Source organism: Aeromicrobium sp. Root495, from assembly GCF_001426755.1.
Classification (GTDB): Bacteria; Actinomycetota; Actinomycetes; order Propionibacteriales; family Nocardioidaceae; genus Aeromicrobium.
Genome location: NZ_LMFJ01000001.1, coordinates 1,330,836 through 1,343,562 on the forward strand (window position 1 = coordinate 1,330,836; position 12,727 = coordinate 1,343,562).

General features: G+C 70.1%; 11 protein-coding genes. 2 read left to right on the top strand and 9 right to left on the bottom strand.

What is annotated here, in order from left to right:
• Positions 1-94 precede the first annotated feature (94 nt).
• Complete coding sequence (locus tag ASD11_RS06780; RefSeq protein WP_056284963.1) at positions 95-1,699, top strand: M20/M25/M40 family metallo-hydrolase; 1,605 nt, start codon at positions 95-97, stop codon at positions 1,697-1,699.
• A 65-nt stretch (positions 1,700-1,764) separates the two neighbouring features.
• Complete coding sequence (locus tag ASD11_RS06785) at positions 1,765-2,691, top strand: 5'-3' exonuclease (protein ID WP_056284965.1); 927 nt, start codon at positions 1,765-1,767, stop codon at positions 2,689-2,691.
• Here ASD11_RS06785 and ASD11_RS06790 read toward each other — a convergent pair.
• From ASD11_RS06790 to pafA, 9 genes are read right to left on the bottom strand one after another with little or no spacing between them, the layout of a single operon-like run.
• Positions 2,675-3,565 carry a DUF817 domain-containing protein gene (locus ASD11_RS06790; protein ID WP_056284968.1) on the bottom strand — a complete coding sequence of 297 codons (891 nt, stop codon included), beginning with the start codon at positions 3,563-3,565 and terminating at the stop codon, positions 2,675-2,677. The genes ASD11_RS06785 and ASD11_RS06790 overlap by 17 nt on opposite strands.
• A 3-nt stretch (positions 3,566-3,568) precedes the next feature.
• Complete coding sequence (locus ASD11_RS06795; protein WP_056284971.1) at positions 3,569-6,280, bottom strand: DEAD/DEAH box helicase; 2,712 nt, start codon at positions 6,278-6,280, stop codon at positions 3,569-3,571.
• A 9-nt stretch (positions 6,281-6,289) separates the two neighbouring features.
• Complete coding sequence (locus tag ASD11_RS06800; RefSeq protein ID WP_056284974.1) at positions 6,290-7,210, bottom strand: diacylglycerol/lipid kinase family protein; 921 nt, start codon at positions 7,208-7,210, stop codon at positions 6,290-6,292.
• On the bottom strand, positions 7,207-7,968 hold the full coding sequence (gene tatC, locus ASD11_RS06805; RefSeq protein ID WP_235503260.1) for a twin-arginine translocase subunit TatC: 762 nt from the start codon (positions 7,966-7,968) through the stop codon (positions 7,207-7,209). Before tatC ends, ASD11_RS06800 begins: the two co-directional genes overlap by 4 nt.
• Positions 7,969-8,025: 57 nt before the next feature.
• On the bottom strand, positions 8,026-8,280 hold the full coding sequence (tatA, locus tag ASD11_RS06810) for a Sec-independent protein translocase subunit TatA (protein WP_056284978.1): 255 nt from the start codon (positions 8,278-8,280) through the stop codon (positions 8,026-8,028).
• Positions 8,281-8,306: 26 nt separating this feature from the next.
• On the bottom strand, positions 8,307-9,278 hold the full coding sequence (locus ASD11_RS06815; RefSeq protein WP_056284980.1) for a helix-turn-helix transcriptional regulator: 972 nt from the start codon (positions 9,276-9,278) through the stop codon (positions 8,307-8,309).
• Positions 9,275-10,285, bottom strand: coding sequence for a helix-turn-helix transcriptional regulator (locus ASD11_RS06820; protein WP_082554210.1), 1,011 nt, complete (start codon positions 10,283-10,285; stop codon positions 9,275-9,277). Before ASD11_RS06820 ends, ASD11_RS06815 begins: the two co-directional genes overlap by 4 nt.
• A 51-nt stretch (positions 10,286-10,336) precedes the next feature.
• Entirely contained in the window at positions 10,337-11,293 is a 957-nt protein-coding gene (locus tag ASD11_RS06825; RefSeq protein ID WP_156464623.1) for an FKBP-type peptidyl-prolyl cis-trans isomerase, read from the bottom strand.
• Between the two features lie 42 nt (positions 11,294-11,335).
• The gene (pafA, locus tag ASD11_RS06830) at positions 11,336-12,697 is read right to left on the bottom strand and encodes a Pup--protein ligase (RefSeq protein ID WP_056284986.1); all 1,362 of its coding nucleotides are present in this window, start codon (positions 12,695-12,697) and stop codon (positions 11,336-11,338) included.
• Positions 12,698-12,727: the final 30 nt, after the last annotated feature.

Consider the following 12,727-nt stretch of genomic DNA (forward strand, 5'->3'; position numbering starts at 1 on the left):
GAGATGGTTGCACCATGCGACGGCCTGTTGCGGTCAGCACCCGGTTCGAGCAAGGTGGGCCCACATCGTTCTCAAGGAATCGGGGGGTTCCCACATGCGGACCACGCCTGCACGAAGGTCCATCGCACTGTCCGCCTCGCTCGTCCTGGCCGCCGGCCTGACGGTCTCGGCGCCCGCCTTCGCCGGGCAGGAGAAGGCCAGGCCCAAGGCAGCCGCTGCCACGACGGACGCCGACCGCCTCGCCACGGCGCTCACGGTCAACGGACAGCTCAGGCACCTCCGCCAGCTGCAGGTCATCGCCAACCGGAACGACGGCAACCGCGCCTCGGGCCTTCCCGGTTACACGGCCTCGGCCGACTACGTCGCCAAGAAGCTCAAGGACGCCGGCTACGTCGTGAAGCGCCAGACGTTCACGTTCCCGTTCTCGCGCGACCTGGAGCCCGCGACGCTGGCCCAGGTGGAGCCCACTGCGAAGGACATCGACACGCAGGCCTTCCAGTACTCCGGCTCCGGCGACGTGACCGGGCCCGTCGTGCCCGTCGACCTCACGCTGCCCCCGCTCGCGGAGCCGGGCAGCACGTCCGGCTGCGAGGCGGAGGACTTCCCGGCGGCTCCGTCGGAGGACGCGGTCGCGCTCCTGCAGCGCGGGACGTGTGACTTCGGTGCCAAGGCGGCCAACGCCGAGGCGGCCGGCTACGCCGCGGCCATCATCTTCAACGAGGGCCAGGAGGGACGCACCGAGCTGCTCACCGGCACGCTGGGCGAGGCTGTCGGCATCCCCACGGTCGGCATCTCGTTCGAGGACGGCGCAGCGCTCGCCGAGACCGAGAACGCCACGGTGAAGGTCACCGCCAAGACCGAGAACGACGCCGCCCGCAAGACCGAGAACGTCATCGCCAACCTCCCGGCCTCGTCGAGGACGAAGAACCCCGGGCAGGCGGTCCTGGTGGGCGCCCACCTCGACAGCGTCGCCGAGGGGCCGGGCATCAACGACAACGGCACGGGCACCGCGGCCGTCCTGGAGACGGCTCTGCAGCTGCGCAGGACCAAGATCGACAAGAAGCTGCAGCGTCCGGTCCGGTTCGCCTTCTGGGGCGCCGAGGAGGCCGGCCTGCTCGGCTCGCAGTACTACGTCGACTCCCTCACGGACCTGCAGCGCTCGCGCATCTACGCCAACCTGAACTTCGACATGCTGGGCTCGCCCAACTACGTCCGCTTCGTCTACGACGGCAACGGCTCGGCCTCCGACCTCGGCGGCGAGGCCGGACCGGCGGGGTCGGCGCAGATCGAGAGGGTCTTCACGAACTACTACGGCTCCAAGAAGCTGGCCACGGCCCCGACGGCGTTCGACGGACGATCCGACTACGGACCGTTCATCGAGTACGGCATCCCGGCGGGTGGTCTGTTCAGCGGCGCCGAAGGCGTGAAGACCGAGGCCGAGGCGGCCACGTACGGCGGTGTGGCCGGCGAGGCGTACGACGCCTGCTACCACCAGGCGTGCGACGACATCACCAACCTCAGCACGAAGGCCATGTCCGAGCTGGGTGACGGCGCGGCCTACGCCACCGTCCGGATCGCCCAGTCCAAGCTCGGGCTCTACGGTGACGCCGGCACCCGCCGCGCCACCAAGAGCAAGGCGTCGGTCAAGGCCAAGGGGGCTCGTGCGCGGGCGCACAGCGAGCACTCGCTGAGGCGCTGAGCGACACCTTCCTCCGACGTCCGGAGGTCGTGGCCCGCCGGGAGCATTCCTCCTAGGGTGGGGCCATGGCCTCCGGACGTCTTCTCCTGCTCGACAGCGCGAGCCTCTACTACCGGGCGTTCTTCGGCGTGCCCGACACGTTCAAGGCCCAGGACGGCACGGTCGTCAACGCGCTGCGCGGGCTGCTCGACTTCGTCGCGACGCTGACGGCGCGGTACGAGCCCGACGCCGTGGTCGCCTGCTGGGACGACGACTGGCGTCCGCAGTGGCGCGTGGACCTGCTGCCCTCGTACAAGACGCACCGTCTGGCCGACGGCGAGGACGTGGGCTCGTCGGAGGCTTCCGAGGAGACGCCCGACCTCCTCTCGCCCCAGGTCCCGCTCATCGCAGAGGCCCTCGGCCTCGTGGGGATCCCGGTGGTGGGCGCCCACGGTGCCGAGGCCGACGACGTGATCGGGACGCTCGCGCCGGCGTGGGACGGTCCGGTGGACGTCTGCACGGGCGACCGCGACCTCTTCCAGCTCGTGGACGACGCGCAGCCGGTGCGCGTGCTCTACACCGCGCGGGGCGTGGGCAACCACGACGTCGTCGACAACGCATGGATCAGGGACAAGTACGGCATCGACGCCGCCCAGTACGCCGACTTCGCCACGATGCGGGGCGACACCTCGGACGGCATCCCGGGCGTGGCCGGGATCGGCGACAAGACCGCGGCCGTGCTGCTGGCGGAGTTCGGCGACCTCGACGGCATCCTCGCCGCGGCAGCCGACCCGGGCTCGTCCGTCAAGCCTCGGGTCCGCCAGAACCTGCTCGACTCCGCCGACCTCGTGGCCGCCATGCGCCAGGTGGTCCGGGTCCGGGACGACGCCGTCCCCACCGAGGTGCTCGTGCGCGAGCCGCTCTCGCGGGAGCAGCGCGACGCCATCACGGCCTTCGGCGAGCAGTGGAGCCTGGGTGGCGTGCCGGAGCGGCTCGTCACCGCACTGGGCTGACCTCGGGTCCGTCCGGCCTGCGGGGCGGGTGCGCGATCGTCACCAGGACCACCGACAGGTTCATCAGCAGGAACCACGCCACGAGCTTGGAGACCGACACGAGGTGCCAGCCGTCGGCCTGGTCGGGGTAGGTCCACGTGCCGGTGAGCGTGCCGATGTTCTCCGCGAACCAGATGAACACCGCCACCAGCAGGAACGCCATCGTGACCGGCATCCAGAAGCGGGCACGGAGCACCCGGACGTGCATGCGGCACGGACCGTAGAGCAGGACCACCGCGGCCACGAGCCACCACCGGATGTCGACGACGTAGTGGTGGCTGAAGAAGTTCACGTAGATGGCCACGGCGAGCGGTGCCGTGGCCCACAGCGGCGGGTAGCGGGTGAACCGCAGGTCGAAGAGCCGCATGACCCGGGCGAGGTACGAGCCCACGGCCCCGTACATGAAACCGGTGAACAGCGGGACGGCGCCGACGTGCAGGACACCACCCTCGGCGTACTCCCAGGACCCGACGCCGGTCTTGAAGATCTCCATCACCGTGCCCACGACGTGGAACAGGAGGATCGTGGCGAGCTCGCGTCGACTCTCCAGGCGCCACGAGACCATCGCCACCTGGATGGCGACCGCGACCAGCACGAGCGCGTCGTTGCGGGCCAGGTCGGCGTCGTCGGGGTACCAGAGCCGGGCAGCGATCACCGCGGCCAGCAGGAGCGCTCCGAACACGCAGGCCCAGGCCTGCTTGAGGCCGAAGACCAGGAGCTCGACGACGAAGGACCGCACCCCGCGTGAAGGGGCGTGCTCGAGCCACCGCGTGGCGACGGCGTCGATCCGGGTCTCGAGCGTGGTGAGGCCTGCCCCGTGCCGCTGGTCCCCCACGACCTAGTACTCGATGACGCCCCGGCGCAGGCCGTCGAGCGCCTTGCGTGCCGTCGAGCGCAGGGCGTCGTCGTCGGTGGCCTGGGCGACCTGCGCGACGAGGTCGATGAGCTGCTTCATGGAACGCACGAAGTCGCCGGCCGCGAGCTCGGTGAGGTGCAGGGCGTCGTCGAGGGAGGATCCCAGCACCCAGTCGTGCGCTGCCTGGGCGAAGCCGAAGTCGGGCTTGCGCAGGAACTTGACGCGGTGCTCGCGCTCGAGGAGCTGGAGGTCGGCGCACAGGGTGGACATGGTCTCGCTGACCTCGAGCGTGCGCCGGTTGGGGAAGCGCGGCGCCGGGGCGTCGTCGGCGTTGCGGGTCTCGAAGGTCATGCCGCTCAGGACGGCAGCCAGGTCGGCCGGGGCGAGTCCCTTCCAGACACCGCGCCGCAGGCACTCGCTCACGAGCAGGTCGAGCTCGGAGTAGATGCGCTGGAGACGTCGGCCGTCGGGCGTGACGGTGTCGCCGTCGAGGTAGCCCAGCTCGTCGAGCACCTCGTTCACGCGGTCGAGCTGGCGGGCCACGGTGTTGGTGCGCTGCTCGATGCGGCTGCGCTGCGTCTGCGTGTCGCGCTCGAGCTTGAGGTAGCGCTCGGCCCAGCGGGCGTGCGACTCACGGTCGGGGCACTGGTGGCACGGATGGGCCTTGATCGCGGCGCGGATCTCCGCGATGCGAGGGTCGGCGTCGACCGATCCCCCGCTGCCGGGGCGGTACGCGGTGTCGCGCCGCCACGCGATGCCCTCGGCACGGTCGCGCAGCGCCGAGGCGAGGTCGCGACGGGCCTGGGGGTTGCGCGAGCTGAACGTCTTGGGCACCCGCATGCGCAGCAGCGGCTCGACGGGCGTGGGGAAGTCCACGAGCGCGAGCCGACGGGCGTGCCGGTTGGCGGTGAGCACCATGGGACGCGGCGCCTCGGCCTCGGCCGTGCCGGGGTCGAGCACCACGGCGAGCCCGGCCCAGCGGCCGGCCGGGACGTTGATGACGTCGCCCACCTTGAGTCCCACGAGCGACTCGACGACCTCGGCGCGGTCGGCGGCACGACGCTTGCGGGACCCGGAGGCCTCGACGTCGCTCAGCTCGCGTCGGAGCGCGGCGTACTCCATGAAGTCTCCGAGGTGGCAGGAGGCCGACTCCCGGTACCCCTCCAGCGCGTCGTCGGCCTTGTGGATCTGTCGGGCCATGCCCACCACGGCGCGGTCGGCCTGGAACTGGGCGAACGACTGCTCCAGGAGCTCGCGCGCCTTCTCACGGCCCACCTGGTCGACCATGTTGACCGCCATGTTGTACGACGGGCGGAACGAGGAGTTGAGCGGATAGGTGCGGGTGGAGGCGAGACCGCCCACCTGGCGTGGCTGCAGGCCGGGCTGCCAGAGCACCACGCCGTGACCCTCGACGTCGATGCCGCGGCGCCCGGCGCGACCCGTGAGCTGGGTGTACTCGCCCGGCGTGACGTCGACGTGGGCCTCGCCGTTCCACTTCGTGAGCTTCTCGATGACCACCGAGCGGGCCGGCATGTTGATGCCGAGCGCGAGGGTCTCGGTGGCGAAGACCACCTTGACGAGGTTGGCGCTGAACAGCTTCTCGACGATCTCCTTGAAGGCGGGCAGCATGCCGGCGTGATGGGCCGACACCCCGCGGCCGAGGCCGTCGCGGAACTCGTGGAAGCCGAGCACGTGGAGGTCGTCCTGCGGGAGGTGGGAGCACGCCTCGTCGACGAACGCCTCGATCTCGGCCCGTTCCTCCGGGGTGGTGAGGTTGATGCGGGCGTCGAGCACCTGCTGGACGGCCGCGGCGCAGCCGGCGCGGCTGAAGATGAAGACGATGGCCGGGAGCAGCCCCTCGGACTCGAGCTTCTCGACCACCTCGACGCGTCCGGGCGTGCGGTGGTTGCTGCGGGGACGCTTTCCTCCGCGCGGCGGCCGACCGCGTCCGTTGCCGCGCACGAGGAGGAAGTCCTCGCGAGCCATGCGCTCGAGCTGGCGGTTGACCTGCTGGTCCGGTCCGTCCTCGAAGAGCGGGAACAGCTTGCGGCCCACAAGCACGTGCTGGTGCAGCGGGACCGGCCGGCGCTCCTCGACGATCGTGACGGTGTCTCCGCGGACCTCCGTGAGCCACTCGCCGAACTCCTCGGCGTTGGACACGGTGGCGGAGAGGGAGATGATGCTCACCGAGTCGGCCAGACCGATGATGACCTCCTCCCACACCGCCCCACGGAAGCGGTCGGCGAGGTAGTGGACCTCGTCCATCACGACGTAGCCGAGCCCGTCGAGGGTGCGTGAGCCCGCGTAGAGCATGTTGCGCAGGACCTCGGTGGTCATCACGACGATGGGAGCGTCGCCGTTGACCGACGTGTCACCGGTCAGGAGCCCGACGTTCTCCTCGCCGTGCCGCTCCGCGAAGTCGTGGAACTTCTGGTTGGAGAGCGCCTTGATGGGGGTGGTGTAGAAGCACTTGCGACCCGTGGCGAGCGCGACGTGCACCGCGAACTCACCCACGATGGTCTTGCCTGATCCCGTGGGAGCAGCCACCAGCACGCCACGACCGTCCTCGACCTCCCGGCAGGCCTCCACCTGGAAGGGATCGAGCGCGAAGGGGTGGTGGTCCCGGAACTCCGCGAGGTGCGGGTGGACCCGGTCGGCGCGGGAGGCGGCAAAGCGTTCAGCCGGGCTGGACATGCACCCAGACTACGCAGGCGACCCTGGAGCGGGCACGATGACGCGCAGGGCCCCTGGCCGGACCTCGGCCGTGAGCGGCAGGGGTCCGAGGCGTTCGCCGTCGCCGTACGCGACGACGTCCTGGGCCTCGAGCTCGACGCGCCGCACCTGGTGAATCTCGACCTCGGGAAGCCCCACGTGGGTGCCCCGGTAGAGCCGGGGGAAGACGCGCACGAGCTTGGCCTTGCTGACGGGGTTGATGATGACGACGTCGAGCAGGCCGTCGTCCATCACGGCTCCCTCGCAGATACGCAGTCCCCCGCCGAAGGACGGGCCGTTGCCCACGGCCACCAGCATGACCTCACGCTCGATGCGCCGGCCGTCGAGCGTGATGGTGAACGGGATGGGCGTGAACGAGCGCAGCTCGGCCAGCATCGCGATGTTGTACTTGAGCTGTCCTCGGGGCCACGTCATGGCGTTGGCCCGCTCGTTGACCCGGGAGTCGAAGCCCGAGGCCACCACGGTGAGCACCGGGGCGTCCGGCGTCTCGATGACGTCGAGCGCGCGGACGTTCCCGGCCAGCAGGACGTCGATGGCCGCGTCCGGGTCGCCGTGCGGGATCCCGAGGGCGCGGGCGGTGTCGTTGCCCGTGCCCGCCGGGAGGAGACCTACCGTGGCCTGGGCGGCGAGCAGCTGCGGGAGCACGGCGTGCAGGGCGCCGTCGCCGCCCACCACGACCACCTGGCTCACGCCCTGGTCCAGCAGCTCCGCGAGGCCCGCGGCGGCGCTCGGGGCGTCGTGCGACGTCACCCGGGTGACCTCGAGCCCGTGGGCCCGGAGCCGCTCGAGTGCCTGCGTGGCCACGCTCTCACCCTGGCGCCTGCCGGAGGCCGGGTTCACCACCAGCGCGACGTGGGACGTCTCGGGGTCGAGCTCGAGCGGGCCGGTCACAGCTCGGAGGCCTCGTCGTCGGCAGCCTCGTCGGCCTTCCGTCGTCCGCGACGGCGGTCCGTCAGCCGGGCGATGACCTCGGACACGAAGTAGAGGATCGTCATGGGTGCGGCGAGGAACAGCATCGTGAGCGGGTCGGTGGTGGGCGTGGCGATGGCGGCGAACACGAAGATGCCCACCACGATCCACGGTCGGGCGTGGACGAGCTGTCGAGCCGAGACGATGCCGAGCCGGTTGAGCAGCACGACCACGAGCGGGATCTCCGCGGCCACCCCGAACACGAGCATCATGCGGACCACGAAGTCGAGGTAGTCCTTGCCGGTGACGATGGACTCCCAGCCCGACGGCACGAAGCCGATCAGCACGAGGATCGCCTTGGGCAGGACGATGTAGGCCAGGGCCGCGCCGGCCAGGAACAACGGCGCGCCCACGCCGGTGAGCAGGAGCGCCCAGCGCTTCTCGTTGCGGTGAAGGGCCGGCAGCACGAAGGCCCACAGCTGCCACAACCAGAGCGGGCACGTGCCGATGAGCCCGACGATGAGCCCGATCTTGAGCTGGAACTGCAACGCTCCGCCGACGCCGGTGATGGCCAGGGTGGTGTCGATGCCCTTGGCCTCGAGGTCGGGGCGGATCTGGTCGTAGGGGTGCGCCAGGAAGTTCAGGATCTCGTCGTAGAAGACGAGCGCCACGATGATGCCCACGACGATCGCGAGCACGGCCTTGACGATGCGTGAGCGCAACTCACGCAGGTGGTCCATGAGCGGCATGGTGCCGCCGACCGTCGGTGAGGACGGTCGAGCCGGGTCGGCCAAGTGTCAGCTCTGCTCGGTGCGGCGCGACGTCTCGTCGGCCTTGGCCTGCAGGGTCTCGCTGTTGAGCGTGGCGTCCCCGCCGACCTCGCGCTCGAGCTCACGCTTCTTGTCGTCGTCCTCCATGCCCTTGACCTCGGACTTGAAGATGCGGAGCGCGCGGCCTGATCCGCGGGCGAGCTCGGGAAGCTTGCGCCCGCCGAAGAGCAGCACGACCACACCGACGATGACGAGGATCTCCGTGGGTCCGAGGTTTCGCATGAGCTGACTCCTGGGTCGGGGTGACTTCACTGGCCACTGTACGCCGCGAGGCCCGACGCCGCGGCATCCCGCACGGCCTGGGCCAGGCTGGCCGGCTCGACCACCCGTGCGGCACCGGCGTTGCGCAGCACCAACCGGCGCAGCCATGACTCGTCGCTGCCGTGGACCTGGACGCGCAGGACCTGCTCGTCGTCGCGCTCGAAGGTCTCCAGGACCTCTGCCTCGTAGTACTCGACGATCCAGTGCGCGTGCGGCCGCAGCTCGAGGACGGCGGACGGGGTCTCGGGTCCCACGGTGAAGAAGCCGTCGGACACCGAGCGGGGCGTGGACTCGTGCTGCTCGGCCCAGTGGTCGGTGACCCGGGCGGCCGTGATGCGGTCGACCCGAAAGAACCGGAGGTCCTCGGCCAGGAGGCACCAGGCCTCGAGGTAGTGCTGTCCCTGCTCCACGAAGAGACGGCGCGGGTCCACCTGCCGCGTGGTGTGGTCGTCGCGCGAGGCCGTGGCGTACTCGATCTCGAGGCGTCGCCCGGACTCCAGGCCCTGGGTGAGGGTGCGCAGGGTCCCGGAGTCCACCTGTCCCACGTGGACGTCGACCGCGGCGCCGGCGCCCGGCGCGCCGTTGACGGCGGTCTCCAGCTTGGCCAGGGCAGCGTCGATGACGGGCAGCTGGGTCTCCCCCGCGGCGGCGCGCAGCGTGCGGAGCGCCACGATGAGCGCCGCTCCCTCGTTGGTGGTGAGCCGCAGCGGGCGCGACAGCACCTCCGCGTCGCGGATGGAGATGATGCCGTCGTCCTCCAGGGCGGTGAGGTCGAAGTCGATGAGCTCACCGGGGAACTCCCCCACACCGGTGAACATGAGCAGGCGCAGGTCCTCCTCGATCTGCTTGGGACGCACGCCGAACTCCTGTGCGACCCGGTCGACGGGGATGCCGTCGTGGTCCTGCAGGTAGGGCACGAGCGCGAGCATGCGCAGGACCTGGGCCCGGGTGCGGTTCACGAGGCTGCTCCTTCCGCCGTCGCGGCGGGGTCCTGCCCGGTGGTCCCGCGGTGCAGGGGCACGAGCGCCGCCTCGAGACGCTGGACCACGAGGTCGCGCAGCTCAGCGGGCTCGACGGCCACGACGTCGGGGCCGTAGGACGCGATCTCGGAGGCGAAGTCGCGCGTGGACGAGTAGGGCACCTCGACGCGGTCGAAGCCGTCGCCCTCAGGAACCACCGTGGTGGCGGTGCGGCGCAACGACTGGGCGCGTCCCGTGCGCAGGAGCAGCACGGCGGAGCGGTCGGGCTCGGCCGGGAACAGCGAGCGGGCGAGGGAGGCGACGTCGGCGTCGGCGGGGATCTCGTACGAGCCGGGACGGCCGTCGTGCACGACGTCGTCGGTGATGCGCGAGAGCCTGAACACGCGGGTGGCTCCGCGGTCGAGGTCGTGCCCGCCCACGTACCACCGCCCGCGCCAGGAGATCATGCGCCAGGGCTGGAGGTGGCGGAGCATGGCGTCGCGGCCCGGGGCCTCGTAGGTGAAGGTGACCGGGACCCGGCGTGTGGTGGCCTCCCACATGCTCTCGAACGCCGGCTCGGTGGTGGCGATGCGCGGCTCTGCCATCCGCAGGCCCTCGGGATCCACCTGGACCCCGGCGGTCTTGAGCTTCACGAGGGCGGTCGTGGACTCCCCCGCCAGGCTCGAGTGCTCCCACACCTGGGCGGCGAGCCCGACGACGGCTGCCTCCTCGCGGGTGAGGTCGAGCTCGGGCAGCTCGGCCTGGTCGCGCGGGATGCGGTAGCCCGGCTCGTCCTCGAAGAACTTGTCGTTGCTGCCCATCTCGACCGTGATGCCGAGCTCGCGCAGCTCTTCCTTGTCGCGCTCGAACTTGCGCTCGAACGCCGCCTGCGTGGAGTCCCGGTAGTCCGCGATGGACTGCCGGATCTGCTCCTTGCTCAGGAACTGACGGGTGGACAGGAGGGTGAAGATGAGGTTCATCAACCTCTCGGTCTTGCGGTCAGCCATGGTCAGAGCATGGCAGACGCCGCGCACCGGGCGCGACGCCGCACACAGCGATCAGGAGGCGTCGAGGATGTCGATCGCGAAGAGCAGGTCGTCGCCGCCCTTGATCTTCTCGCCCGACCCCTGCTTGCCGTACGCGGTGGCCGACGGGCACTCCAGGACCACGCGGCTGCCGACCTTCTGGCCCGGGAGCTGGGTCTTCCAGCACTCGATGACGCTGTCGAGCGACAGGGAGGCGGACTGGCCTCGGTCCCAGCTGCTGTCGAACGTGCTGCCGCCGGGGTAGACCTGTCCGAGGTACTGCACGTTGAGCGTCTGACCCGCCTTGACCGCGGGGCCCGTGCCCTGGATCACGACGTGGGAGGAGGCCTTCTTGACCATCTTCGGGCTCGACGACGTCTTCTTGAACGCCGAGGGCTTGCCGTCCTTCAGCACGAGCTCGGGGACGTCGGCGGGGAGCTTCTTGGCCTGGCCGGAGGCCTCGGAGGGCACCTTGGCGACGATGTCGAAGAGGAAGACGAGAGTGTCGGTCTTCTTGACGCCCAGCTGCTCCTGGCCGTCGGGGAAGCCGTCCTTGGGCGGGATGGCCACGAGGACGCGGCTGCCGATCTTCTGACCTGTCAGGCCCTTCACGAACCCGTCGAGGATCGAACCCTCCTTGAGGGTGATCGAGATCGGTGACCCGGTCTTGAAGGAGTTGTCGAACTGCTTGCCGGTCCGGCCGTTCACCGCGACGTAGTTGAGCTTCACGACGTCGTCGGTCTCGAGCTTCTCACCGCTGCCCTCGGCCACGACCTTGGTCTCCGTGGCCGTGGTGGTGTAGTCCTTCGCCACCGTGACGGTGGGGGTCTTGCCCGACGAGACCTTCACCGAGCCGAGGCCCGAGGAGTCCGAGCCGCAGGCACTCAGCACGAGGGCGCTCACGACGCCGACGAGGGCGATCTGCAGTGGACGGGAGGAACGAGCAGCAAGACCGGGCACGAGGAACGCTTTCATCGGAGACAGCAGCACGGGCCACACTAACCGCTGCGGCCAAGAGCAGGCTGAGGAGCCTCACATGCCGTCGATGAGGCGCTGGACGCGCTCGTCGGCCGCCCGGAACGGGTCCTTGCAGAGCACCGTGCGCTGCGCCTGGTCGTTGAGCTTGAGGTGCACCCAGTCGACCGTGAAGTCGCGACGACGCTCCTGCGCGCGCTTGATGAAGTCGCCGCGCAGCTTGGCCCGCGTGGTCTGCGGCGGGACCGACTTGGCCCGGAAGACGTCGAGGTCGCGCGTCACGCGGGCGACGGCGCCCCGGTTCTCCAAGAGGTAGAAGAGGCCGCGGTCGCGCCGGATGTCGTGGTACGCCAGGTCGATCTGGGCGATGCGCGGATCGGCCCAGCTCATCCCGTGCGCCTCGCGGTAGCGATCGAGCAGGCGGTACTTGATGACCCAGTCGATCTCGCGCTCGACGAGCGAGAGGTCCTCGGACTCGACCGCCTTGAGCGTGCGCTCCCAGAGGTCCATCGTGCGGTCGATGGTGGGCGTGCGCAGGCCGTGGCGGTCGATGAACTCCGCGGCCTTGCCGAAGTACTCAGCCTGGATCTCCAGGGCCGACAGCTCGCGGCCGTTGGCCAGCTGCACCTTGCGCCGCCCCGTCATGTCGTGCGAGATCTCGCGGATGGCGCGGATGGGGTTGTCGAGGGTCATGTCGCGCATGGACACGCCGGTCTCGATCATCCGCAGCACGAGGTCGGTGGTGGCGACCTTGAGCATCGTGGTGGTCTCGCTCATGTTGGAGTCGCCCACGATGACGTGCAGGCGGCGGAACCGCTCGGCGTCGGCGTGGGGCTCGTCGCGCGTGTTGATGATGGGCCGCGAGCGGGTGGTGGCGCTCGAGACGCCCTCCCAGATGTGCTCGGCACGCTGGCTCACGGAGTAGATGGTGCCGCGCGGCGTCTGCTGGACCTTTCCGGCGCCACAGATGATCTGGCGGGAGACGAGGAACGGGATCAGGACGTCGGCGATGCGGCTGAACTCCCCGCCGCGTCCGACGAGATAGTTCTCGTGGCACCCGTAGGAGTTCCCCGCGGAGTCGGTGTTGTTCTTGAAGAGGTAGATGTCGCCCTCGACGCCGTCGTCGGCCAGCCGCTTCTGGGCGTCGAGCATGAGGCCCTCGAGGATGCGCTCGCCGGCGCGGTCGTGGGTGACGAGGTCGACGATGTCGTCGCACTCGGCCGTCGCGTACTCGGGATGGCTGCCGACGTCGAGGTACAGCCGTGAGCCGTTGCGCAGGAACACGTTGCTGCTGCGACCCCACGACACGACACGTCGGAAGAGGTACCGGGCCACCTCGTCGGGTGACAGACGTCGCTGGCCCTTGAACGAGCAGGTGACGCCGTACTCGTTCTCGATCCCGAAGATCCGCCGGTCCATGGACTCACTCTAGTCGTGCGGTCCTCGTCC